The organism is Allochromatium warmingii, from assembly GCF_900107145.1.
Taxonomy (GTDB): Bacteria; Pseudomonadota; Gammaproteobacteria; order Chromatiales; family Chromatiaceae; genus Thermochromatium; species Thermochromatium warmingii.
The window spans coordinates 1-25,295 of sequence record NZ_FNOW01000003.1; the positions used below are offsets into that span (position 1 = coordinate 1).

16 protein-coding genes are annotated in these 25,295 nt (G+C 50.0%); 8 read left to right on the forward strand and 8 right to left on the reverse strand.

The window, feature by feature from the left end; all coding sequences use genetic code 11:
• The first annotated feature begins 122 nt into the window (after positions 1 to 122).
• The 4 genes from BLW10_RS01295 (at position 123) to BLW10_RS01310 (ending at position 5,614) form a co-directional block, all read left to right on the forward strand.
• Entirely contained in the window at positions 123 to 1,256 is a 1,134-nt protein-coding gene (locus BLW10_RS01295; protein ID WP_091331725.1) for an NAD(P)/FAD-dependent oxidoreductase, read from the forward strand.
• Between the two features lie 444 nt (positions 1,257 to 1,700).
• Positions 1,701 to 3,296 carry a threonine ammonia-lyase, biosynthetic gene (gene ilvA / locus BLW10_RS01300; protein WP_281241121.1) on the forward strand — a complete coding sequence of 532 codons (1,596 nt, stop codon included), beginning with the start codon at positions 1,701 to 1,703 and terminating at the stop codon, positions 3,294 to 3,296.
• The gene (locus BLW10_RS01305) at positions 3,293 to 4,585 is read left to right on the forward strand and encodes a nucleotide sugar dehydrogenase (protein ID WP_091331729.1); all 1,293 of its coding nucleotides are present in this window, start codon (positions 3,293 to 3,295) and stop codon (positions 4,583 to 4,585) included. The genes ilvA and BLW10_RS01305 overlap by 4 nt, the downstream gene beginning before the upstream one ends.
• Before the next feature lie 21 nt (positions 4,586 to 4,606).
• Positions 4,607 to 5,614 (forward strand): NAD-dependent epimerase, encoded by a 1,008-nt coding sequence (locus BLW10_RS01310; protein WP_091331731.1) that lies wholly within the window; start codon positions 4,607 to 4,609, stop codon positions 5,612 to 5,614.
• Between the two features lie 121 nt (positions 5,615 to 5,735).
• On the opposite strand, the gene gorA is transcribed toward BLW10_RS01310, so the two are convergent.
• Together gorA and BLW10_RS01320 are read right to left on the reverse strand one after the other, a co-directional pair.
• Positions 5,736 to 7,112 carry a glutathione-disulfide reductase gene (gene gorA / locus BLW10_RS01315; protein ID WP_091331732.1) on the reverse strand — a complete coding sequence of 459 codons (1,377 nt, stop codon included), beginning with the start codon at positions 7,110 to 7,112 and terminating at the stop codon, positions 5,736 to 5,738.
• Between the two features lie 112 nt (positions 7,113 to 7,224).
• Entirely contained in the window at positions 7,225 to 7,959 is a 735-nt protein-coding gene (locus tag BLW10_RS01320; protein WP_091331734.1) for a glutathione peroxidase, read from the reverse strand.
• Between the two features lie 305 nt (positions 7,960 to 8,264).
• Between BLW10_RS01320 and BLW10_RS01325 the strand changes: the two genes are divergently transcribed.
• The 3 genes from BLW10_RS01325 to fliT all read left to right on the forward strand — a co-directional run bounded on the left by BLW10_RS01325 (position 8,265) and on the right by fliT (position 17,393).
• Positions 8,265 to 13,196, forward strand: a complete 4,932-nt coding sequence (locus BLW10_RS01325) for a cadherin-like domain-containing protein (protein WP_177168956.1) — start codon at positions 8,265 to 8,267, stop codon at positions 13,194 to 13,196.
• Positions 13,197 to 13,348: 152 nt separating this feature from the next.
• Positions 13,349 to 16,852: a DUF4347 domain-containing protein gene (locus BLW10_RS01330; protein WP_091331737.1), complete on the forward strand. Its 3,504-nt coding sequence runs from the start codon at positions 13,349 to 13,351 to the stop codon at positions 16,850 to 16,852.
• A gap of 205 nt (positions 16,853 to 17,057) precedes the next feature.
• Positions 17,058 to 17,393: a flagellar protein FliT gene (gene fliT / locus BLW10_RS01335; protein WP_091331739.1), complete on the forward strand. Its 336-nt coding sequence runs from the start codon at positions 17,058 to 17,060 to the stop codon at positions 17,391 to 17,393.
• A 6-nt stretch (positions 17,394 to 17,399) separates the two neighbouring features.
• Here fliT and BLW10_RS01340 read toward each other — a convergent pair whose 3' ends face one another.
• The 4 genes from BLW10_RS01340 to BLW10_RS01355 all read right to left on the reverse strand — a co-directional run bounded on the left by BLW10_RS01340 (position 17,400) and on the right by BLW10_RS01355 (position 22,645).
• Positions 17,400 to 18,209 carry a competence/damage-inducible protein A gene (locus BLW10_RS01340; protein WP_091331740.1) on the reverse strand — a complete coding sequence of 270 codons (810 nt, stop codon included), beginning with the start codon at positions 18,207 to 18,209 and terminating at the stop codon, positions 17,400 to 17,402.
• A 145-nt stretch (positions 18,210 to 18,354) separates the two neighbouring features.
• A complete protein-coding gene (gene hemL, locus BLW10_RS01345; RefSeq protein ID WP_091331742.1) occupies positions 18,355 to 19,644 on the reverse strand; it encodes a glutamate-1-semialdehyde 2,1-aminomutase in 1,290 nt (429 codons plus the stop codon).
• Positions 19,644 to 20,285: a thiamine phosphate synthase gene (gene thiE, locus BLW10_RS01350; RefSeq protein ID WP_091331743.1), complete on the reverse strand. Its 642-nt coding sequence runs from the start codon at positions 20,283 to 20,285 to the stop codon at positions 19,644 to 19,646. The genes hemL and thiE overlap by 1 nt, the downstream gene beginning before the upstream one ends.
• 44 nt (positions 20,286 to 20,329) lie before the next feature.
• A complete protein-coding gene (locus BLW10_RS01355) occupies positions 20,330 to 22,645 on the reverse strand; it encodes a DNA internalization-related competence protein ComEC/Rec2 (protein WP_091331745.1) in 2,316 nt (771 codons plus the stop codon).
• Positions 22,646 to 22,703: 58 nt separating this feature from the next.
• Here BLW10_RS01355 and BLW10_RS01360 point away from each other — a divergent pair, with 58 nt between their 5' ends.
• Positions 22,704 to 23,258, forward strand: a complete 555-nt coding sequence (locus BLW10_RS01360) for a DUF2062 domain-containing protein (protein ID WP_091331747.1) — start codon at positions 22,704 to 22,706, stop codon at positions 23,256 to 23,258.
• Here the strand turns inward: BLW10_RS01360 and BLW10_RS01365 are convergent.
• The gene (locus BLW10_RS01365; RefSeq protein WP_091331749.1) at positions 23,201 to 23,917 is read right to left on the reverse strand and encodes an ABC transporter ATP-binding protein; all 717 of its coding nucleotides are present in this window, start codon (positions 23,915 to 23,917) and stop codon (positions 23,201 to 23,203) included. The genes BLW10_RS01360 and BLW10_RS01365 overlap by 58 nt on opposite strands.
• On the reverse strand, positions 23,910 to 25,160 hold the full coding sequence (locus BLW10_RS01370; RefSeq protein ID WP_091331887.1) for a lipoprotein-releasing ABC transporter permease subunit: 1,251 nt from the start codon (positions 25,158 to 25,160) through the stop codon (positions 23,910 to 23,912). Before BLW10_RS01370 ends, BLW10_RS01365 begins: the two co-directional genes overlap by 8 nt.
• Positions 25,161 to 25,295 lie beyond the last annotated feature (135 nt).

The window sequence follows — 25,295 nt, forward strand, 5'->3', positions numbered from 1 at the left end:
CAATCAACTGATCAGTCGACAGTGTGTAGTTAAGCATAAACTAAATGAATGCAAAGCTGGTTTCAAAAACGAAAATTTCAAATGAGCTTAGTATAACTTCTGTCAATTGGAGCAAGTGCATCATGCAGCAACAGCGCATCACGATTGTCGGCTCAGGTTTTGCGGCACTCACCGCCGTTATAGAACTGCGTCAACGCGCACCGAATGCGGCGATTACGCTGGTGAGTCGCCGTCCGGAATTTGTTTATTATCCGGGCTTAATTTGGGTGCCCTGCGGTTTGCGCACGGGTGATGATTTAGTCATTGATCTGCGACGCTTTTTTGAGCGGATGCGGGTGCAGCATGTCGCGGCTGAAGCGACTGGCTTACAAAGTGGTGGGCGGCTGCTGGAAACCACAGCAGGCACAATTGACAACGACGGTTTAATTATTGCGAGCGGCGGGCGCTTTATTAAAAAGCTTCCGGGTATTGAACATGCGATTGTTCCATGCGAAGGCGTCGAGGCGGCCAAAGCCATCCGCGACCACGTGCGGGCGATGAGCGGCGGGCATATTGCGATGGGCTTTGCCGGCAATCCGAATGAACCTAGCTCGATGCGCGGTGGCCCGATTTTTGAGTTTTTATTCGGGATGGATAATCAACTCAAGCGTGAAGGGCGGCGCGAACAATTCACACTGCATTTCTTTACCCCCGCCGAGCGCCCCGGTAATCGACTTGGCCCGAAAGCCGTTGATGGGCTGCTGGCCGAAATGCGGCGGCGCACTATTCAGACCCATCTCGGTCATAAACTCAAAAGTTTCAGCTCAACGCAGGTGATAACCGAGGCCGAGAGCTTCGACGCGGATTTAATTCTGTTTATGCCCGGCATGACTGGCAATGCTTGGTTTGATAATACGACGCTGCCGCGTTCTTCGGGCGGACTGCTGCAAGCGGATGCCCAGTGCCGCGTGTCTGGTTTTGAGCGCGTTTATGTTGCCGGTGATTCGGGCAGCTTCCCCGGGCCGGATTGGATGCCCAAACAAGGCCACATGGCCGATCTGCAAGCGCGAGCGGCAACGCGGAATTTGCTCGCTGAGTTCGCTGGGCACACGCCAAAAGAAACCTTCCGTGTTGAGCTGATCTGTATCGTGGACACCAACGACAGCGGGATGCTGGTCGCTCGTAACGAGAAATTCAATCTGGTGCTGCCCTCGCTGCGGCTATTTCACTGGCTCAAGCGGTTTTTTGAGTGGCTATATTTGCGCCGCTATCGTTAAGTCAATCAGTCACTTAAGACTAATTCCGCAGTAAAATAGTGCGAAATAACCCCTGACTTAAAGCGGTATTCGTTGAAGTCGCTGGAACAGTAGCCATCTTGCTCACCGTAGGCGGCGCAATGTAGCGACTGAGCACCAAAAGCTCACGCTAGATCATGCGCCGTCTCATCTCCATCAACCCTCGATTGACACGGTGATCATCATGAGCGAAGAAACGTTGCGTGCCCAAGACCGTCGTGCCTTCTGGTATATCGTTGCAATTTGCTTGCTGCCGTTGGTGCCTTACGCACTTCGCGGTTAAGTGTGTAAGCACGCATTTGGCTGGTGATGCGGCTGATCTAGCTGCATCACCCGTTTCAATCAACACAATTTATACACCATCCGCATTCATCCCACCGCCCGAGCGACCGTTCCCCGCCATACCCGACACCCGAGTGCTACCATGTGCAGATTCCGAGCTGGAGCCAAAACACTGCACGTATGCCTGATTCCTACGTTGATCGCATTCTCAAAGCGCGTGTCTATGATGTCGCGGTCGAAACGCCGCTGACGCTCGCCCCGCGTTTGTCAACCCGACTTAGCAACACCGTGTTGCTCAAGCGCGAAGATTTACAGCCAGTGTTTTCCTTCAAATTACGCGGCGCGTACAACAAGCTCATTCATCTCGATGCCGAAGCCCGCGCACGCGGCGTTATCGCGGCCAGCGCGGGCAATCATGCGCAGGGCGTGGCGCTGGGCGCGAATCGGCTTGGACTTCAGGCCACCATTGTTATGCCGCGCACCACGCCGGCGATCAAAGTCCGCGCCGTGCGTGCTCACGGCGGCAAGGTGGTGCTGCACGGCGACTCGTATGACGACGCCTATACACATGCCCGCGAATTGGTAGCCGAAAAGGGGCTGACCTTTATTCATCCGTTTGATGATCCCGATGTGATTGCCGGTCAAGGCACCATTGGCATGGAAATTCTGCGTCAGCATCCCGAACCACCCGCCGCGATTTTTATTCCGGTCGGCGGCGGTGGACTGATTGCCGGCATTGCGGCCTATGTCAAATGGTTATATCCCGAGGTCAAAATTATCGGCGTTGAACCCGAAGATGCGCCGACACTTCATGCGGCGCTGGCCGCTGGCAAGCCGGTCACGCTGCCGCAGGTTGGGCTGTTTGCCGATGGTGTCGCGGTGCGGGTGATCGGCACGGAAACTTTTCGTGTTGCACAAGCACGGGTCGATGCTGTTGTATTGGTCAGCACAGATGAAATCTGCGCTGCAATCAAAGACATCTTCGATGATACCCGCGGCATTGCAGAACCAGCTGGCGCACTCGCTGTGGCCGGTCTCAAACGCTGGGTTGAAACAACTGGCACCCGCAATGCGCAACTGATTGCGATTGAAAGCGGCGCAAATATCAATTTTGACCGCTTACGCCATGTTGCCGAACGCGCTGAACTCGGTGAACATCGTGAGGCACTGATTGCGGTTGAAATTCCCGAACGGCCCGGAAGTTTTCTCAGCTTTTGTCGCGCTTTGGGTAAACGCCAAATTACCGAATTTAATTATCGTTATGCCGATCAGCAACGCGCTCAGGTATTTGTTGGGTTAGAATTATCTAAAGGCGACGAAGAACGCGCTGAATTACTGGCGCGTTTAGCTGATAAAGACTTTAGCGTGCTCGACATGACTGACAATGAAATGGCCAAGCAACATATTCGCTTTATGGTCGGCGGCCACGCCCCCGGACTAGCGCATGAGCGATTAGTTCGCTTTGAATTTCCTGAACGCCCCGGCGCGTTATTAGATTTTCTCAGCGGACTGGGCAAACGCTGGAATATCAGCTTATTTCATTATCGTAATCATGGTGCTGCCTATGGCCGGGTGCTAATGGGCTTACAAATTCCGCCTAATGAATACGCTGATTTTATGCAGGCGCTCGACGGTCTGAGTTATCCGCATTGGGATGAGACTGCTAACCCTGCTTATCGGATTTTTGTCGGTAACGGATCAATCATGGCTGCTGATATGACTAAGGCGCATCAAATATGACGGCTGCGTTTCATTCAGATCTTGCAACAACCCAGATTGGTATTTTGGGACTCGGTTATGTCGGATTACCGCTTGCAGTTGAATTTGGCAAGCATTATCGCACCATTGGATTTGACATCAATGCCGCCCGCATTGCTGAATTGCGTGCTGGACGCGATGTATCGCTTGAAGTCGAAGCAGATGAATTACGCGGTGCCAGCCAACTTGAATTGACTGAAACAGTCGAGCCACTTGCTCACTGTCATATTTTGATTGTCACAGTTCCCACACCGATCAATGACCACAAGCAGCCGGATTTCGGCCCGCTCCAATCCGCAAGTCGAGCGATTGGCGCTATTATTAAACCTGGCATGATTGTAGTTTTTGAATCAACGGTTTATCCCGGTGCAACTGAAGAAGTATGTATCCCGATTATCGAACAGCTTTCAGGATTAACCTACAATCAGGATTTTTACGCCGGTTATAGTCCGGAACGGATCAATCCAGGCGATAAAGCGCATCGACTCACCACAATTAAAAAAGTCACCTCCGGCTCAACACCTGAAGTCGCACGCTGCGTCGATGCGCTCTATGGCTCAATTATTACTGCTGGTACGCATTTAGTTAGCAGTATCCGTGTAGCTGAAGCAGCAAAAGTCATCGAAAATACGCAACGTGATCTGAATATTGCGCTTATCAATGAATTGGCGCTGATTTTTAACCGATTGGGATTAGATACACTTGAAGTACTGGAAGCGGCTGGAACTAAATGGAATTTTTTACCGTTCCGACCTGGCTTAGTTGGCGGTCACTGTATCGGCGTCGATCCCTATTATCTGACCTATAAAGCGCAGGAAATCGGCTATCATCCCGATGTAATTTTAGCCGGACGGCGCGTTAATGATCAAATGGGTGCGTATGTAGCCGGTGAGGTGATTAAACTGATGGTGCGACGCGGCGGCTTGAATCCAAACAGCCGCGTCTTAGTGCTTGGTTTAACATTTAAAGAAAATTGTCCTGATTTGCGTAATACCCGTGTCGTCGATATTATCCATGAATTGCAAGACTATGGATTACGCTGTGATGTGCATGATCCTTGGGCAAATTTAGCAGATGCGCAGCATGAATACGGTTTAACGCTTACCGAACAACCGCAGCACGGTATCTATGATGCAATCATTATTGCGGTAGCGCATCGTGAATTTGCCGCATTGAGCGCCGAACAATTACGTGCTTTCGGTAAACCTGAAGCGATTCTATATGATGTCAAGCACATTTTGCCGCGTGATGCAGTTGATGGGCGGCTGTAATTCTTAGCTTCCGGAGTCATAATGAAAATTTTGGTCACCGGCAGCGCCGGTTTTATTGGTTCTGCTCTATCACAGCGCCTATTGGCACGTGGCGATACGGTGATCGGGGTTGACAATCTTAATGATTATTATGATGTGCGGCTGAAAGAAGCGCGATTAGCACGCACACGCGATCATCGACATTATCATGATGTGCGTTTAGATATTGAAGATGCTGCCGGATTAGCGGAAGTCTTGCGCATATATCAGCCGGAACGTGTGGTGAATCTTGCAGCTCAGGCGGGCGTGCGCTATTCGATTGACAATCCAATGGCGTATGTGAATACCAATTTAGTTGGTTTCGCGCATATTTTGGAATGCTGCCGTCAATATCATGTTGAACATTTAGTCTATGCGTCGAGTAGTTCGGTTTATGGTGCGAATACCACAATGCCATTTTCGGTGCATGATAATGTCGATCATCCGTTGAGCCTGTATGCCGCGAGCAAAAAGGCAAATGAATTGATGGCGCATACCTATAGCCATTTATATCAGCTTCCCACCACGGGATTACGTTTTTTTACTGTTTATGGCCCATGGGGACGGCCAGATATGGCGCTCTTTAAATTCACCCGATCCATATTAGCGGGTGAACCGATTCAAGTGTTTAATTACGGTCAGCATCGCCGTGATTTCACTTATATTGATGATATTGTCGACGGTGTGATGCGCGTGCTTGATCGGGTACCAGAGGGAAATCCGGCGTGGCATGGCGCTCAACCTGATCCGGCAAGTAGTCAGGCACCCTATCGGGTGTATAACATCGGCAATCATCAGCCAGTCGAATTGATGGATTATATTGCGACACTGGAGCAGTGTTTAGGATGCAAAGCTGAAATGGAATTGCTACCGCTGCAACCTGGAGATGTGCCCGATACTTTTGCGGATGTCGCCGATTTGGTGCGTGATACTGGCTATAAACCGGAGACGCCCGTTGCGATTGGTGTGGCGCGATTTGTCGAATGGTATCGCGAGTTTTATGCGGTTTAAGCGGATTACTCAATCAATTTGACAGGATTAACAGGATGCTTAAAGATTAACAGGATTTATAAAAAAACTTATATCTTGTAAATCCTGAGCAATCCTGTTAATCCTGTCTATGAAAAGTTATTTAACTGCCCTGCCCCGGTCGGCGCACCGGCTCTTTCATCGTCACCAATTCCTCGGCACTGCACGGATGAATGGCGACGGTATGATCTAAATCGGCTTTAGTTGCGCCCATTTTGACAGCGACCCCAAAGCCTTGCAGCATTTCATCGACACCATCGCCAATTAAATGAATGCCGACGATTTGCTCTTCAGCACCTGCACATACTAGCTTCATTGCGGTTTTTGGGCCATGCGCATTCAATGAATAGCGCATTGGGGTGAAACTGGTTTCATAAATCGTCAGCGTATCGCCGTAACGCTCGCGTGCTTCCGGTTCAGTCAGTCCCACTTTGCCAATTGGTGGATGCGTAAACACCACAGTTGGCACATTTGTGTAATCAAGTTTAAGATCAGGTTTGTTATTAAATAACCGTTCTGCGAGCCGCCGACCCGCAGCAATTGCAACCGGCGTCAGTAATTCACGTCCGGCAGCATCACCAATCGCATAAATACCCGGAATATTGGTGTTTTGATAGGTGTCGGTTGGAATCACACCGTTGCGCTCGATCTGTACACCGGCTGTCTCTAAATTCAAATCGCGGGTATTGGGAGCGCGTCCAACCGCCCAAATGACTTGATCGAAGCCGGTTAAACGCTGGCCATCGCGGGCCACTAATCCTAATCCTTGTGCATCACGTTCAATTCCAGCGACCTCAAATTCTAGGTGCATGGCGATATGATGTTGGCGCATGTTTTCAGTTAGGGTGGCGCTGATGAGTGGATCAAAGAGCGCCAATAACCGATCTTCTAGTGCGACGATGGTGATTTCACTGCCTAGCGCACTGAGCACACCGGCTAATTCAACGCCGATATACCCACCGCCAATAATGGCAACCCGCTTGGGCTGTTGTTCTAAAGCAAAAAAGCCATCTGAGGTAATACCCAATTCTGCGCCAGGCAGACGCGGGACAATTGGGCGGCCACCGGTGGCAATCACAATATGATCAGCGGTGTAATGCGTATCGCCAACGGCAACGGTTCTTGCATCAATAAACCGCGCAAAGCCGTTGATGCGCGTTAAGCCAAGCTGTTCGACATAGCCATCCCAATAAGCGTTGATATTGGCAATGTATTGATTGCGACCGGCAATTAATTTCCCACAATCAAAACCATTTGACTGGGCGTGAATACCATAATCAGGCGCGTCCGCGACAGCAGTAGCGAGATTCGCAGCATACCACATGACTTTTTTGGGCACGCAGCCGGCATTGACGCAGGTACCGCCCAGTTTTGCACCTTCAATTAAGGCGACGCGCTGGCCGAATTGTGCAGCTTTTTCAGCAACGGCTAGACCACCGCTCCCACCACCAATAGCGATTAAATCAAAATGTTGCGTCATAATGTCGTGTCACTCCCAATCATAAAAAAGGCTTCGGGCAATCTATAATGATCGCCCGAAGCCTAAATCATTAGCCGTTAAGAATGAGCGGTTGATCGCTCAAATTACCGCCTCAGCGCGATTTCAGCCATTCGATCACGGCATCTGAGCCGCCGATCAATTCACCATTGACGAACACTTGGGGCACAGTCGCGGCATTGGAGACGGCGCGTAAACCGTGTTCGGTGTAGTCTTCGTTGAGTACCAGTTCTTCGAAATCGAGTCCGGCATTGCGCAGGGCTTCTTTGGCGCGGACACAGAACGGGCAACCATCGCGGCTGAATACAGCGATATCGAGCGGCTTGGGCTTGCCCGGGGCCAGATAGTCGAGCATGGTGTCGGCGTTGGAGACTTCGTAGGGGTCGCCTTCGACTTCGGGTTCAATGAACATTTTTTCGACCACGCCATCGCGCACCAGCATCGAGTAGCGCCACGAACGCTTGCCGAAACCGATGGCATCCTTGTCAACCAACATGCCCATGCCGTCGGTGAACTCGCCGTTGCCGTCGGGCAGGAAAATCAGGTTATCGGCGTTCTGGACTTTTTGCCATTCGTTCATGACAAAGGTGTCGTTGACGGAGATACACACGACGGAATCAACGCCCAGTTCCTTAAAGGTCGGGGTCAGTTGGTTGTAGCGCGGCACATGCGAGGAGGAGCAGGTGGGCGTGAACGCGCCAGGCAGCGAGAAAACAACGACGGTTTTACCGGCGAAGATCTCGTCAGTGGTCACATCGACCCACTCATGGCCCTGGCGAGTGTGGAAGGTAACGCTGGGGATACGGCTTCCGGTACGATCCTGGAACATGCTTTAGTTCTCCCGATTCAGTGACAGTGTGTCGTGGTGGTTGAATGGTGCGGCTTGGTTGGCCGACGGGGAATAGCTTACTCCGCGCACGGTGACAAATTGAAATGGATTATAAAAATCGTCTTGATTGGATTTGCCTATGATGCCAGCTTCTAACCGCTTGCCATCAGCTTTCAACTGATGAAGGTAGATCGTTTTTCACATACTGGTTCTCTACGCTATACTATTCCCCGTATGTTTGCGATGGTTTTGCTGTTTAACTTTCGATGTGTGTTAAACCCAACTTAACTCATAGGATATTCGATATGAAAACTAATCTTACCGCCACAAATGCTCAATCGGACAGTAACAACCTATTGAGCATTGATCCCATGATTAAAACATCCGAGCCGCTTGCTTTTAATTTAGTAAGCGATTTTTCAGTACAGCAAGCGATGTTTTTATATTCGCCTGATGAGTTATCTGGATTTTTTACAGGCGCGAAAAAAGTGCTTGATTATTTTGTGCCAGCTAAAAATGGTGATCTAGCTTCTTTAGAAGATGGTATTGAAGATCAGGTTTATATATTAGATTCATCAAAGTTGCTACAGGGATTAGTATCTAAAGCATCGAATGATCTACGTGTTGAAAATATTGCTGCTTATACCTTTGATAACCGTACTTTTGATAGTGTTGATGCACAAATTCAATCTTATAACAAAGATGGAATTTACTCATTTATTTTTCCAGAAAACTACAATGGATCAGTCACCATAAAATATTCAGTTTATGATGGATATGTTGAGTATAAGCAAAGTCGAGATATTAAAGTTTTAGCTGTCAACGACGCCCCTATTTTAACAGGAACACCGAAAAATTCAGGAAATTACATCAAAAATCAATCTACTACTTTATACGCTTACGATCTTTTGCAAGGCTGGGAAGACATTGAAGGCGATCCATTACAAATTACTGATATTGCTGTTAACCAGGGCGTATTGATCGATAACCAAAATGGAACCTATACCTTTACGCCACCTGCTAACTATACTGGTTCAGTAACGCTAAGTTATCGTGTGAGTGATGGCGTTGCTAAATCTGACATGGAAGCGTCCATCATTTTGAAAAATGAAACATATTTACCTGATGAGCTTAAAAATGATTTAGGAATCGTTGTTACTGAATCTGGTCAATATTCTATTACGCCATCCGAAATATTAGAGAAAGTATTTGAAAATAAATTGAGTGATTTGTTAGATTTAGATTTAAGTTCTCTGCAAAATGTCATCGGAGAAAAGATTTTAGCCAGTGAATCGCTAAAAATATATGAAACAAATGATTATAAGTTATTTTCATTTGAAGATCAGAATCAAAATGTTACGTTAGTGCTTTTAAACCCTAAAAACGATCTGTATCAAGATGTAGCACTTGTTTATACACTTTCAGATTTTTCTCTGGACTTTCTTGGTGTTTGGTTTCTTTCAGACATTCAGTTTGATGAACTTCAACTGATTGCCGCGTCAGCCGAATTTGAAACAGAAGCCGTCGATTTTGATAACAATAACACAATAGATTTATCAGCGATTGAAGGCGGCAAGGGTTTAACATTGCTTGGAACGCTTAATATTGCTGATTCTGAAAATAAAGCTTTCCAGTTTATTCATAATATAACTAAGGCTCAGACACTTTCAGCGTCTTTAAATATTAACCCGCTTGCGACAGGTCAAGATGAATCGCTTTTTAAATTTGAATCCAATATTAATCTTAATGCTCCACTGATTAACGAGGATGTATTCAAAGTATATCTCACTGATTTAAATTTAGCGGCTGAAATTAACGCAGCTAGTTCTGAGCCATCGTTATCTTTAGGAAGTACGCTTAAACTTGATGGATATGATTTTACTCAAAAAAATGAGCCAACACTAATTTTTAATAGTGGTATTACATTTGAGCCAGAATCAGCAACATTGTCCGCAGATTTAGTTCCGAAAGAACCTTGGAAGAATCCGTTTGGATTGACAAAACTATTTGGGATGCAAAAGAGCGAACTCAGTAACTTTGCTATCCAAGCAGGTCTGACGTATATACCGCCCTTTATTGATAATTTTGGGCTTCTCTTTGATGTCAAGTTAGCTACTGAAAAAACAGTTGTTTATGATGTAAATATGGGATTAGCTTTTGATGTCAATGATCCTCAAAAAACAGCACTGACGTTAACATTTAGAAACGAAGTTAATGTGCCGACATTATTAACACATACTGTAATGATGACGCAGGCTTTGAATCCTGCTGCATTAATCGTTGCGCCAGCTCTTGGCAAGGTAAGTGATCTTTTTAGCTACATTCCTTTTACAATTGTTTCAGTCGATAGTGATGATGCTGATAAAGATTTAGATCCGTTGATTAATTTCGTACCACAAGATACGAAAATTTCTACGCAAGAGTTGAAAGAGGGATTTGGTATCAATGGTCAAATCAATTTATTTGGCCAAAAAGGTTTGTTATCTATTAACTATGATAAGCCTTCTAAAGCTCTAACAGGAAAATTTAATATCGATCATTTAAAGATCGGCAACTGGATAGAAATTGGTGGAGTCAATGGCGGTGATGTCGTAGCTGAAATTTATGCTTCAGAAAATAACGCCTATTTTAAAGGCAATGGCATGATCAAAATTCTTGGTTATACATTGGCAAGCGTAAACTATGAAATCAATCCGCAGGGTATTCATGTTTCTAATACAACATTACCAGTAATACCAGCATTGTTACAGTTTAACATCAACAAGTTTGATATTTCTTTGAATAGTCATTCAGCTAGTGGCAAGGCTGATATATCATTTTTTCCGTTGCTGAACAATGGAGGGTATAAGATCGTCGGTGCTGATTTTAAAATCAATGACGATTTAATTCAATTTAAAGGTTCTTTGAATTTATTAAACATAATTTCTCTTAATGGAGATTTTACGTTGGATTCTAAGACAGAAACGCTAACAGCAACAACTTCATTAAAAATTGGTGAAGTTTCAATTGCTAATGCTATGCTTAGCTTTAATGAACAAGATGGCTTCGCTATTTCTGGTGGTTTAAAACTAAATATTCCTGTAATTGGCAAAGCTCTTGATGTTGCGCTTAAAATACAAATTGGAACAGATGGTGTGCCTGCTGTTTCCGCTTCAGGTGAAACATTTTTGGGCGATTTTGATGTTAAACTGGATTTAAAAGAAATTTCTAATATAGACAATTTAAGCAATTTTATTTCAAAGCAAATCGGAAACCTACCGGGGCCAGTATCATCGTGGTTTGCTGAGGCATATGGAAATACAGCATCTGTCATTTTTAATGGAATTGAAGTGGCTTATGATAAAGTAGCTGCTTTCACAGAAAAAACTTTTAATGCCGCTGTGGATATCGCTGGTAATTTTCTAAAAGATGTTGGTTCTTTGTTTGGTTTGTTTACAAATCCGATTAACATTAAAGCTGGAAACGACGCTAATCGCCTTGAAGGAAATATAAAAGATGATGTAATTTTTGGTAATGGCGGAAATGATTTAATTTTTGGAGGTGAAGGAAATGATCGCTTAGACGGCGGCAGCGGAGACGATGTGGTGCATGGTGAAAATGGAAATGATGAAATAGATGGTGGAAGTGGTGATGATGTTTTAACAGGAGGCAATGGGTCTGATAAGATATATGGAAGTACTGGAAATGATCGCATATATGGCGAAGCATATGGAGATAAACTATATGGTGGTCTTGGTAACGACATAATGTTTGGTGGGTCAGGGTATGATGAAATTTATGGGGATGGAGGTGACGATACTATTTTTGGTTCTGAATTGAATATCAATATTACGCTTGATAATATCAACGATATTATGAAAGACAATAACTGGGTCGGCAATATAAGTATTGTGAGCGATGATAATTCGGTCGATTATTTATTTGGTGGTGCAGGAAATGATACATATTATATAGCAAAAGGCGACTTTATAACGGAGCATCCAAATGAAGGAATAGACCGTGTTTATACAATGATAAGCTTTAGTTGTCCTGCCGAAATTGAGGATATAATTTTGTTTGGTGGTGAGCAAATTAATGCAACGGGAAATGCTTTAAACAATATTCTTAATGGTCAAAAAAATAACAACAAAAATACATTAACTGGGTTAGGGGGCGATGACAGCTATTATGTTGGCATCGGTGATACTGTAATAGAAGGGGCGGGACAAGGTAACGATACTGTATATAGTACCTACACATACACATTGCCTGCAAATGTTGAGAATCTTGTTTTATTAGACGGCAATCTATCTGTCAATGGGACGGGCAACAACTTAAACAACATAATCACAGGAAACTTGTCGCCCAATACTTTAAAAGGCGAAAAAGGTGATGATGTTTACATTGTGGGGCTAAATGATTTAGTTATCGAAAAAGCTAACGAAGGAATTGACACAGTTATAGCTTCTGCTGACTGGCAGCTTGGTGCGCATATCGAAAATCTAACATTAAAGAAAGGTTCAACAGCTAAAAAAGGCACAGGCAATGATTTAGATAATGTGCTAAAAGGTAACTCTCTTGCAAATGAGTTATCAGGTGGGAAAGGTGACGATACATATTATATCGGCGCTATTGATAAAGTTTTTGAAATATTAGATGGCGGAATCGACACTGTATATAGCTCGGCAAATTTTGCTTTGCCCGATCATGTAGAAAATCTTGTTTTGATAGATAAAGCACAAAACGGTAAAGGTAATAGTTTAGATAATATTTTAACTGGAAATAGTGCTAACAACACTTTAGAAGCATATTTGGGCCGTGACATTGTTTATGGTGAAGGTGGAGACGACACGCTAATTAGCAAAGAAGGTAACCACACCTTAATCGGTGGTGAAGGAAAAGATCTTTTCGTTATGACGAGTTTTGATATAACAACTATTGCTGATTTTAACTCCACACAAGATGAGATCGGCTTAACAAAAGCAGTATTTGAGAGTATTACTGGAACCTCTAAAAAATCTTCAGTTTATACATCATCTGCAACCCTAAGCAATCCAAAAAAATCTTACCTTGATAGTGATGCCTTTTATATGGACAACAACGGTGTTGCTACGCAAGCAAGTCATCGTATTTTGTATGATAAGGATGATGGAATACTTTACTACGATCCAGATGGATCAGATAATCAAGAAGCCATTTTATTTGGCGTCATTGGCTCTAACATTGCTTTAAATGCTGACAACTTTGTTGTGATGTAAAAACAGGCGCTTTTATTAAGTAAGGGCATTTCCGAACAGCATAAGCGAATGGTATGCCCTTTTCACTGCTGCTATTAGGGTTAACAACCCAGAGTTATCCGTCGCCTTACTCGTTTAAGGTGTAAAAAAACAAACTTTTTAGGAATGACACAATGACTCAGCTCCACATCCGCGACATCCTCATCATCGACGCACAGCTCACTGAGCTTAATACACTGCTAACTGGTCTGAAGCCAGGCGTAGTCGCCTGGCCGGTTCAAGCAGAACAAAATGCACTCAGTTTAATCTTCAAAGCACTAACAATTCCCGGACTAGAACGCCTGCATTTGCTCGCGCATGGCGCACAAGGTGAAATTCACTTTGGCCACCAAGTACTCACAGCCGAAGATTTTCGGCGACATTTCGATGGTGCAGCCAAGCGCGATCTGGACATTGCTTTTTGGTCGTGCGAAACCGGCGCAGGCGAAATTGGTCAAGTCTTTGCCAATACCCTAGCCGAAGTAACCGGAGCGCGTGTGCATCTCAGTCAGCACTTAGTCGGGGCAGAACATCTTGGCGGTAGTTGGTCATTGAATAGCTCGATTGAGGCACCCTTTAAAGCACATGCCTTAGCGAGTTTTAATAGCGTACTTGCTGAACCATCGAATGTTGATCTGGATATTAATATGACTGCTAATACTGATTCTGATGCAACCGCAATTAACACTGCACCGATTTTTATGGAAAGTGTTGGTGGCAAAGTTACAACTGATTTTGGTAGCTATGAATTTGGTTACAGCATCAAACAGCAAACTGACGGTAAAATCCTCCTAGCGGGAAGTGGTTTTAATATAAACAGCTATTATGATTTTACGCTTGCACGTTACAATCCAGATGGTTCATTGGATACCGGTTTCGGTAAAAATGGACGATTAAAAACAGATTTTGGTGGCTCAGAAGGTGCTTACAACATTACAATGCAGTCTGATGGTAAAATTTTAGTAACAGGGCCAAGCGATGTAACTGGAAGCATTGACTTTGCATTAGCACGCTATAACATTGATGGCACATTGGATACCAGTTTTAATGATGATGGATGGGCAACCGTCGATTTTGGCGGCTGGGATGAGAGTTTTTATGTCGCTACGCAATCAGATGGAAAAATCTTGATCGCTGGATCAAGTAACGTAGACGATGATTATGATTTTGCATTAGCACGCTACAATCAAGATGGCACACTAGATACGAGTTTTGATAACGACGGATGGTTAAAAACTGATTTAGGTGGTCAGGATGAAGCATTTAGCATCGCTCTACAAAATGATGGCAAAATTCTGTTAGTAGGTAGTACAGAATTAAATGATAACGGTAATTTATCTTTAGCTCGCTACAATGCTGATGGCTCATTAGATACTAGTTTTAACAGTTCTGGATGGGTAACGACTGATTTTGGCGGTTGGGATGAAGGTCTGAATGTTACATTACAAGATGATGGCAAAATTTTAGTCGTCGGTGCTACAGATTTAAACGAAAACGTTGATTTCCTTTTAGCCCGTTACAATACTGACGGCTCGCTTGATACGAGTTTCGCTGATGACGGATGGATTGTCAGCGATTTTAGTGACTGGGATGTCGGTTACAGTATCATGCTGCAAACCGACAATAAGATATTAGTAGCTGGCTCAGCTAATAACGATTTTGCGTTACTGCGCTATAATGCTGACGGTACACTTGATAATAGCTTCAATGAAAATGGTTTAGTAACGACTGATTTCGGTACTGATGAAGATTATGGCCAAAGCATTGTATTACAAGCTGACGGTAAAATCTTAGTTGGCGGTCAGGGTGGTAGTGATTTTGCACTAGTGCGCTATAACGCTAATGGTACATTAGATGCGGATTTTGGTGTTCGCAATACATTAGAACACACTGCTTTTTATGTACAATCGGGCAGTTCCGTTGTGCTAAGTCCAACTGTTCAGCTTTTTGATAGCGAACTCACTACTATAGGTCATTATAGCGGCGCTGAATTGACACTGATGCGCACAGGTGGTGCAAGCACAGATGATGTTTTTTCATCATTTGACAGCGGAACGTTATCACCGTTAGTAACAGGCGAGGAGTTTTCGATTGCGGACACCTTTATTGGTTTTGTTAGCATCAACGCAAATGGAACTTTGACGCTTGAGTTTAACGCTAACGCTACTCCAGAATTAGTTAATAGCGCACTTCAACAAATCACTTATAGTAATACCGCTGATACTCCTCCCAGCCAAGTTCAGATTGAATGGGTTTTTAATGACGGTAACACAGGTACACAAGGAACAGGTGGTGCATTGAGTGTCACAGGTCATAGTTGGGTAGAAATCACTGCATCTAATTATTCTCCAGAAAGTACTGATTTATTAACCGATCAAACGGCTCAAACTGGGATTCCATTTCTTTATACGCTTCCACACGGCGCTTTTATCGACGCCGATCAAGAAAATTTAACGTATACTTTAAGTCTAGTTGATGGTTCAGAGGTACCGTCTTGGCTGTCAATTGATTCAATTAGCGGGACAATAAGTGGCACGCCCGATACACAAGATGCAGGTATCTTAACTGTACGCATCACTGCTACCGATAGCACTGGCGCAACAGCAGAAGATACTTTTCAATTGGTTGTTGATGCACTGACCTCAACTATCAATGGCACATCTGGCCATGACACGCTAATTGGCACTATTAGTGACGATATACTCAACGGATTAGATGGTAACGACCAACTCGACGGAAAAACTGGAAATGATGCCATGTTTGGCGGTAAGGGCAATGACACTTATCGCGTTAGCGACACTGGCGACAGTGTAATTGAGCTTGCAGGCGAAGGTATTGATTTAGTCTCTAGCGACTTAATTGCCTATACTCTGGAAGCCAATGTCGAAAACGGTCGCCTGATGCATCGAGGAACAGCTAATCTCACCGGAAACGAACTTGATAATACGCTTTATGCTGGTATAGGCGACAATGTGCTTGATGGCGCAATGGGTAGTGATACTGTCAGCTATATTTACGCAACAGCTGCTGTTACAGTGAATTTAAGTGTGCGCGGCAAGCAAGATACTGAAAGTTCGGGTTTTGATACTTTAATTAACATTGAGCATCTAACTGGATCTCGCTACGACGATATTCTCATTGCTAACGCTAATTCTAATACCATTCTCAACGGTCGTAATGGTGCGGATACCCTTCAGGGACGTTTGGGTAATGACATACTTTTTGGTGGTCTAGGTGAAGATGTGCTTAGTGGCGGAGCAGGCAATGATATTCTCAAGGGTGGAGCAGGCAACGACATGCTCACTGGTGGTCAAGGTCAAGACAGTTTTGTCTTTGGTACCACACCTTCATTAATCAATAACCGCGATATGATCGTCGATTTTAATGTCGCTGATGACAGCATTCATCTCGAAAATCGGATTTTCAAACAATTGATCAAAACTGGCACGCTGTCCGACGATTGCTTTGTTTCTAACATCTCTGGCATCGCTCAAGATGCCAATGATTATATTATTTATGATAGCGATAGCGGGGTGCTCGCTTATGATGCCGACGGCAGCGGAAGCGGAGCCGCTATTCAATTTGCTGTTATCGGAGTAAATCTCAACCTAACAGCAGCGGATTTCATCGTTATTTAATTCGCTCTGCTTGATATATATCTAAATAGGCAACCGCGTACAGCTGCCTATTTCAGCTTTATAGAGCAGGCAAGATTTCAACTTTTTGTTTTAAGTAGATGATGCGTAGATTGATTGGGATCAAGGTCGCAGGCGGGCGCCCGGCTTACTCTTGGTAACAGCCGCTTGATGGTCGCTGCGTCTAAATCTGGAGAATTTTTTAAAGATGACCACGCTCACCGACCTCATCAACGACCTCACCGCCGCCACCGACCAGATGCACCCCGCCGCGTTAGGCAATGATTGGGAACTGGTCGAGCGTCTACAAAAACGCCGTCGCGTTCTCATTGACACCATCGTTGCTCGCACCGAACGCGAACCGATCACCGACGCCGACGCCGAACGCCTACGGGCTGTGCAGCGTCAAGAAGCGATGGTCGCCGCCCTGGCTCGCACGCGCCGACGTGCGTTGGCGCAAGCGATTGCACAACTGCCCAAAACAGTCCGCAGCGATAATACCCTTAGCCGGATGCAGCGTGCTTACCGCGACGGCAGCGGCTAACGGTTCTCATCGCGCCCGCTCGCCGTCAGCGCCCGCCGCGCTATAGTCGATTTGGGCCGCATCAAGCGCCGCACAGAGCGCCGCCAGCGCGTCATCGAGTCCGACCCGCCCACGAAATCCGAACCGAATATGCGGATCGGTACCCAGGTGCGGGAGACTGAAATGCTTGAGTTCCGGATAGGCCAGCGTCAACTGTTCCATCAGCGGAATCAAGGTACTTTCCGGTACACCACGCACCAACACCGCCACCTCACGCAGTGGCAAACAGCGCCGAAACTGTTGATCGAGCACCCATTCAGCCATCGGCCACGCCATGCTCGGAAAGCCAGGCAGAAACCAATGCCGCGCCAACGTAAAGCCCGGCATTTGATTCACCGGATTCGGAATCAACTCCGCTCCGGCCGGTAACTCGGCCATCAGGATGCGATGCGGATAGGCCGCCGCGCCGAAGCGATCTTCGATCAACTGCACCGCTTCGGGATGACGCGCCAGCTCGACATGCGCTGCCGCCGCAGCACAGGCGCGGGTGTGATCGTCGGGGGTTGCGCCAATACCACCGCAAACAAACACTGGCTCCGGTCGCCCCATCGAAAACCGTAAATGCGCGATCAGCACATCGGGATCATCGGGGAGCAGCCAATACCGCGCCAGCGTGTGCCCGCGCTCGCCGATCAGCCGCTTGAACGCCGCTAAATGCCCATCGACGCGCGCCCCATTGAGCACTTCATCGCCGATGATGATTAAGCCAAAGGCGACCGGCTCTGCTGCCGTTTCGTCATCTAAATCATCGTGTTCAACAGCGATGAAGTGATTCATCGTACATTGATACTCATTCAGATTATTTCATTAGACAGGATTAACAGGATTGCAGCGGATTGACAGGATATGAAATTTATTTTAATTCATAATCCTGTTAATCATGCAAATTTTGTTAATCCTGTCTAATTTCAGACCTAGTTTTTTAGCCGTTGGCGGCAATCACTGCGAAGGTTTCAGCGGCAGCATCCAGCGTGGCCTGAATATGCTCGGCAGTGTGCATGATCGACACAAATCCGGCCTCAAACGCCGAGGGCGCGAGATAAACACCGCGCTCTAGCATTCCGTGGAAGAACGCCTTGAACTGCTCCTGATTACATGCGGTCGCTTGCTCGTAATTCGTCACCTGTTGAGCGGTGAAGAAAATCCCGAACATGCCACCAGCCTGATTGGTCGTTAGCGGCACCCCAGCCGCAGCAGCGCGTTCGCGCAGTCCGTTCATCAGCGTCATCACCTTGCCCGAGAGTTCATCATAGAATCCGGGCGCGGAGATCAATTCCAGCGTTTTGAGACCAGCGGCCATCGCAATCGGATTGCCCGACAGCGTACCGGCTTGATAAATCGGGCCGAGTGGCGACAGCCGCGACATAATCTCCTGCTTGCCGCCGAATGCGCCGACCGGCATTCCGCCGCCGATCACCTTGCCCAGTGCGGTCAGATCCGGCTTGATACCGTAATACCCCTGCGCACCGCCAAGTGCGACACGGAAGCCCGTCATCACCTCGTCGAAAATCAGCACCGCGCCATATTGATCGCACACTTCGCGCAGACCTTCTAAAAAGCCCGGCAGCGGCGGAATGCAGTTCATATTACCGGCAACCGGCTCAACGATGATGCAGGCGATCTCAGAACCGATGTCGGCGAAGGTCTCGCGGACTTGGGCCAGATCGTTATAACGCAGGGTGATCGTCAGTTCAGCCAGCGCCGCCGGAACACCAGGCGAGCTGGGTTCACCGAAGGTCAGCGCCCCGGAACCGGCCTTGACCAGCAGCGAATCCGCGTGCCCGTGATAGCAGCCTTCGAACTTGACGATCTTGTCACGTCCGGTATAGCCACGCGCCAATCGCAGGGCGCTCATGGTCGCCTCAGTGCCGGAGCTGACCATGCGCACCATGTCCATGCTCGGCACCAGCTCACAGACCTTATCGGCCATGATGGTTTCTAGCTCGGTCGGCGCACCGAACGATAAACCCTTGTCGAGCCGTTCGCGCACGGCGGCCAGCACCTCGGGATGAGCATGACCGAGAATCATCGGCCCCCAAGAGCCGACATAATCAATATAGCGTTGACCATCGGCATCGACGGCATAGGGGCCGGCGGCGCTCTCAAAAAACACGGGATCACCGCCCACGCCGCGAAACGCCCGCACCGGCGAATTGACGCCGCCGGGAATGTGACGTTGCGCAGCGGCGAACAGGTCATGGGATCGGCTCATTACAAGGGGTCTCCTGATAGAAATAGATCGGTGTAGGCACGCGCAGCGGCGGTGATGTCAGGCTGATCGAACACGCCCGTGACGACCGCGAGCATGTCAGCCCCCGCTGCGATTAAAGACCCGCCATTGTGTGACGTGATGCCGCCAATCGCAACCAATGGCAACGCGAGGCGGCGGCGGGCTTCGGTCAAGAGGCTGAGATTGGGACGGGCGGCGTTGGGTTTGGTCGGCGAGGGAAAAAAGCTCCCAAAGGCGACATAGCTGGCACCGGCAGCAGCGGCGGTTTCGGCCGGCGCGAGTTGATCGTAGCAGGAGACGCCGATAATGGCCGATGCGCCCAGCCGCTCGCGGGCGGTGCGTGGATCGGGGTCATCGCGCCCCAGATGCACGCCGTCGGTACCGAGTGCGACCGCTAAGTCCAGATCGTCATTGATAATCAGCAGCGCACCGGCGGCACGGCAACCGGCTAACAACGCGCTGGCGCGGCGGCGGCGCTCATCGCGGCCGTGGGTTTTGTCGCGGTATTGAATCAGCCGTGCGCCACCAGCAATCGTGGCACTGACCTGCTCGATCAGTGTGGCAAGCGGCAGCGCGGTGTCGGGAGTGATGGCGTAAAGGCCGTGGAGGGGTGTTGGAGTCATGCGGTTGCGGTGGGTCACAGGAATTTCATAAGTGTACCATCGACTCACAGCCCCACCGGCCGATGCGTCCACAGCCGCCCGGCCCGCTCGCGCCAGCCCTGCGGCCGATCAATCCAACCCGATGCGCCAAGCTTGAACTGAATCGCCCCCACCAGCGCCGTGTTCAAGGTTGCAATCCCGCGTGCCGCCAGCCGCTCGCGCACGGCGGTTGCCGGAAAGCCAAACTGATTGGCATAACCGGACGCAATCAACACCCACTCGGGGTGCGTCGCCTCCAGCAGCCGCGCTGAGGTGGCGGTCGCGCTGCCGTGATGTCCGGCAACCAGCACCGTGATTGGCCAATTCGCACCGCGCTGCGCGACAAGCCGTTGCTCAATCCGCGCACTCGCATCGCCGGTGAGCACAATCGTCTGATGCGCCGCCGTGCGAATCTCCAGCACGCACGATGCGTCATTGCCCGTGAGCGTCGTGTCGGCGGCTGGATGTTGAATCGCAAAGTCCACACCCGACCACTGCCACTGTTCCCCAGCCACACAGGATTCTGCGCCCGCCAATCCGAGGCGTTGCGGCTCGCCGGTCAACACGCGGTCAGCCGGAATCCGCGCCAGCAGACCCGCCGCGCCACCGGCATGATCTAAATCCGCATGACTGAGGATCAGGCGGTCGATGCGCTCAATGCCACGCGCTTGCAAAACCGGCGCAACCGTCATCGCGCCACTATCAAAGCCCCCCGGATAGGCTGGCCCAGCGTCATACACGAGCACACCGTCCTGTGTCTCGATCACAGCCGCCAAGCCCTGACCGACATCGAGCAGCGTGAACCAGACCTCACCCCAGCTCGGTGCGGCTGGTCGCACCGTCACCAACGGCAGCAGCAATACCCAGCCCGCCCAGCGTCCGGGCAGACCAGCGGGCGCAAGCCACAGCAGCGCACCCAGCAGCGCCGCTGCCCACACCCAGAGCGGTCGTGCTGGCAGTTGCACCGCCGCGCCCGGCAGGGTGGCTAACCAGTCCAGGCCGCGCACGCACCAATCCAGCACCTCCGCCACGCCGCACAGCGGTAGTTCCGCGCCGGAGAGTGGCAGCAAACTCAGCAGACTGGCAATCAGCACCAGCGGCAACAACGCGCTGAATAGCGGCACGGCCACGACATTGACCAGCGGCGCAATCAGCGACGCCTGCCCGAAAAACAACAGCAGCAGCGGCAACAGTCCCAGACCAATTGCCCATTGTGCGCGTCCCCAGCGCGTCCACAGATCGCGGCTCGGCAAGCGTTGCCCCAGATGCAGCAGCAACAACGCCACTGCGCCAAATGACAACCAAAAGCCATAGGACAGCACCGCCTGCGGATCCCAGACCAACACGCCGACGAGCGCCAGCAGCAGTGCCTGCCCAGAACGCAGGGTACGCGCCCAGAATCGCGCCCCGAACACGACCGCAAGCATAATCAGTGCGCGTTGCGTGGAAATCGCAAATCCGGCTAATCCGGCATAGCCGACGGCTGCCAACAGCCCAAATAGCGCCGCCGCACGCGGAGCGGCGAGCCGGTCGGTCAGCGTGGCACTGCGTGACCATAGCCAGTGCATGAGCCAGTACAGGCCGCCCGCGACCAGCCCGACATGCAGCCCGGAAATGGCGACCAGATGATTGGTGCCGGTGCGGGTGAAACTGTCCCAAATATCGCGTTCGAGCGCCCCGCGTTCGCCGAGGGTGAGCGCCTGAATCAGCCCGAGTTGCGGGGCATCGGCGAGCACAGCGGCCAGATGTTCGGCCAGCCGCTGCCGCCAGCGCGTGAGCCAATAGCGGCCCGGCCCAGCATCCAGCCGCGCAAACGCAGCGCGTCCACGCGGATAGCCGGTTGCAGCGATCTGCTGTTCAAATAACCAGCGTTCATAATCAAAGCTACCCGGATTGTGTCCGCCGTGTCGCGGTTTGAGGCGCACGGCGATGCGCCAGCGTTCACCAGCGGCGAGCGTCGGGCAATCACGATAACAGGCCAGCCGCACCCGCCCGCTGAACGCTAGTTCCGTTCCGTGTTCATCGCGGGTGTGGGTGATGTCAAATAACCAGCGGGTGCGGCGCTCGTCTACGCTCGGAATTGAGGCGACCTGCCCCTCGATGACCAATGGGGCGCGAGCGAGGGTATCGGGGAACGCAGCGGCGAGCTGGTGAGCGACCTGTAACCAGGCCCAGCCCAAGCCGAGCGCGACGCACAGGGCGATCCGCGTGCGCGGTGCGTACCACGCCAAACTGCCGCTTACCGCGATGCCCAACAGCACTGCCCAAACTGACGGCATCTGCGGCAACAGATGCAGCCCGGCGATGCCGAGTGCCAGGCCGAGTCCGACATCAAACCGCATCGTGGTGCGCCTCTCGCTTTATACTCGCGCCGCACGTCCAAGCGAGAGAGGTCAAGGCGTGAAAAAATGGCTCCGCCGGGTCATACCGACTCCGGCACAAGTACACGACAATCGTTTCGTGAATATCTTTGGGACGTTGCTGCATGACCCGAATCTGTGGCATCTCAATCGGCGCTCAGTGGCCAATGCAGCGGCGGTCGGGTTGTTTGTGATGTATCTGCCGGTTCCGATGCAAAGTTTGCTTGCGGCGGCTGTGGCGATTTGGCTGCGGGTGAATTTGCCGATTGCGATGGCGCTGGTCTGGATTTCCAATCCGTTGACCAGCCCACCGATGTATTATTTTGCCTATGTGCTCGGCTGCTGGGTGCTCGGCATCCCGTTTGCCGGATTCGATCCGGCGTTTTGGCTCGACTGGCACCACTGGCTGGAGATTGTTGAGCCGCTGTTGATTGGCTGTCTGATCTGTTCAAGCCTCTGTGCGCTGCTTGGCTATGTAACGGTGCGACTGCTGTGGCGCTGGCGCGTGGTGCGCCATCTGGAACGCCGCCGCGCCCGTTATCGTGAACTATTTTCGACGGTGGATAACACGCCGTCATCGAGTCGCCAACTGTGATCTAAACGCCCGGCCAGTTCCAGATCATGGGTCACGATGACCAGACTGGTGCCGATCTCGCGGTTGAGTTCGAGCATCAGTTCATACACACCAGCGGCGGTCTGGCGGTCGAGATTGCCGGTCGGCTCATCGGCCAGCAGACAAGCCGGACGGGTGACCAGCGCCCGCGCCACTGCTGCCCGCTGGCGCTCACCGCCGGATAACTCGCCCGGCTTGTGCGTACCGCGCTGCCCCAGCCCGACGCGCTCCAACACCTCTGCGGCCCGCGCCCGCGCCTCAGTCGGCTTGGTGCCGCCGATCAGCAACGGCATGGCGACATTTTCCAGCGCCGTGAACTCGGGCAGTAGGTGATGGAATTGATACACAAATCCGAGATGCTGATTGCGCAGCCGCCCAAGCGCCGCTTCACGCAGTCGGCTCACATCCACCCCGCGCCAGTGAATCTGTCCCGAAGTCGGGCGCTCCAAGCCGCCAACGGCATGGAGCAGCGTGCTTTTGCCTGAACCCGAGGCGCCGACAATCGCAATCCGCGCCCCGGCTGGAATGGTAAAACTGACGCCCTTGAGCACCGAGACGGCGTGCGGCCCCTGACGAAAGGTTTGCACTAAATCCTGCACCGCCAGCACCGGCGCGGCGGCATTCGGTTCGAGTTTATTCATAGCGCAGTGCCTCCGCCGGTTGGGTTTTGGCTGCACGCCACGCCGGATAGAGCGTTGCCAGCACCGACATCACGAACGCCCCGCCGCCGACGCGCAGCACATCGCTGACTTGCACATCCGAGGGCAAAACGCTGATGTAATAGATTTCGGGATCAAGAAAATGCACGCCGAAGAGCTGTTCAATTCCGGCAACCACGGCTTCAACATTTAGCGCCAAGATGGTTCCGGCAATCACGCCGACCAGCGTTCCAATTACCCCAATCGCAGTGCCCTGCACCATAAAAATCCCCATCACTCGCGCTGGTGATAAACCCAGCGTGCGCAAGACCGCAATATCCGATTGTTTATCGGTGACGACCATTACCAGCGTTGAGACGATATTAAACGCGGCGACTGCGACAATGAGAAATAAAATAATGCTCATCATCCGTTTTTCCATCGCTAAGGCGCTGAAGAAATTACTATGAACCTGTGTCCAATCCACTAAGCGATAGACACCATCGAGTTCATAGGCAATTTCACGCGCCAAGCGCGGCGCTTGCCAAAGATCATCGAGTTTTAAGCGCACACCGCCGACTGCTTCACCGAGATTCATTAAGCGTGCGCCATCAGCGAGATGAATAAAGGCGGCATTGCGATCATAATCAGCCATGCCGACGGCAAATAACCCGCTGACGGTAAAGCGTTTTAAGCGCGGCATCACGCCAATTGGCGTTGAACTGACTTGCGGCGTGACGACCGTGACTTTATCACCCGGCCCGACGCCGAGATAATGAGCTAAATCACGGCCTAAAATAATCCGAAATTCGCCATCACTTAAATCATCGACCGAGCCGTTGACCATGTGCGCACGTAAATCGGCAACCGCATCTTCAGCAACCGGCTCAATCGCCCGCACCACGGCACCGCTGACTTGAGCGCCGCTGGCCAACATCCCTTGAATTTCGACAAAGGGTGCCGCGCCGCGAACATGCGGATGGGCGCGTACCTGCTCCAGCACGGTCGGCCAATTGGCAATGCCGCCGCCATAGGGATCAGACAGCGTGGCATGGGAGGCCATCGCCAAAATGCGCTGCTGGATTTCTTTATGAAACCCGTTCATCACCGAGAGCACGACGATCAGCGCGATAATTCCGAGCGCAATCCCGACCATCGAGGTGCCAGAGATAAACGAAATAAAATGATTGCGGCGCTTGGCGCGGGTGTAGCGCAGGCCGATATAGAGCGGCAATGGATGAAACATAGGCTTGGCATTTAACCACAGGCGTTGGGCAGCGATCATGCGCACCCGACAAACAATAAAAAAAGGCCGATCACGCGCACGCGCAACCGGCCCTGCCATAAGCCTCAGTCGGGGGGGATGAGGCTCATCGGACTC

Coding starts and splice junctions, on each gene's coding strand:
- BLW10_RS01295 (WP_091331725.1), top strand. CDS start 123: ATGCAGCAACAGCGCATCACGATTGTCGGCTCAGGTTTTGCGGCACTC.
- BLW10_RS01305 (WP_091331729.1), top strand. CDS start 3,293: ATGACGGCTGCGTTTCATTCAGATCTTGCAACAACCCAGATTGGTATT.
- BLW10_RS01310 (WP_091331731.1), top strand. CDS start 4,607: ATGAAAATTTTGGTCACCGGCAGCGCCGGTTTTATTGGTTCTGCTCTA.
- gorA (WP_091331732.1), bottom strand. CDS start 7,112: ATGACGCAACATTTTGATTTAATCGCTATTGGTGGTGGGAGCGGTGGT.
- BLW10_RS01320 (WP_091331734.1), bottom strand. CDS start 7,959: ATGTTCCAGGATCGTACCGGAAGCCGTATCCCCAGCGTTACCTTCCAC.
- BLW10_RS01325 (WP_177168956.1), top strand. CDS start 8,265: ATGAAAACTAATCTTACCGCCACAAATGCTCAATCGGACAGTAACAAC.
- BLW10_RS01330 (WP_091331737.1), top strand. CDS start 13,349: ATGACTCAGCTCCACATCCGCGACATCCTCATCATCGACGCACAGCTC.
- fliT (WP_091331739.1), top strand. CDS start 17,058: ATGACCACGCTCACCGACCTCATCAACGACCTCACCGCCGCCACCGAC.
- BLW10_RS01340 (WP_091331740.1), bottom strand. CDS start 18,209: ATGAATCACTTCATCGCTGTTGAACACGATGATTTAGATGACGAAACG.
- hemL (WP_091331742.1), bottom strand. CDS start 19,644: ATGAGCCGATCCCATGACCTGTTCGCCGCTGCGCAACGTCACATTCCC.
- thiE (WP_091331743.1), bottom strand. CDS start 20,285: ATGACTCCAACACCCCTCCACGGCCTTTACGCCATCACTCCCGACACC.
- BLW10_RS01355 (WP_091331745.1), bottom strand. CDS start 22,645: ATGCGGTTTGATGTCGGACTCGGCCTGGCACTCGGCATCGCCGGGCTG.
- BLW10_RS01365 (WP_091331749.1), bottom strand. CDS start 23,917: ATGAATAAACTCGAACCGAATGCCGCCGCGCCGGTGCTGGCGGTGCAG.
- BLW10_RS01370 (WP_091331887.1), bottom strand. CDS start 25,160: ATGTTTCATCCATTGCCGCTCTATATCGGCCTGCGCTACACCCGCGCC.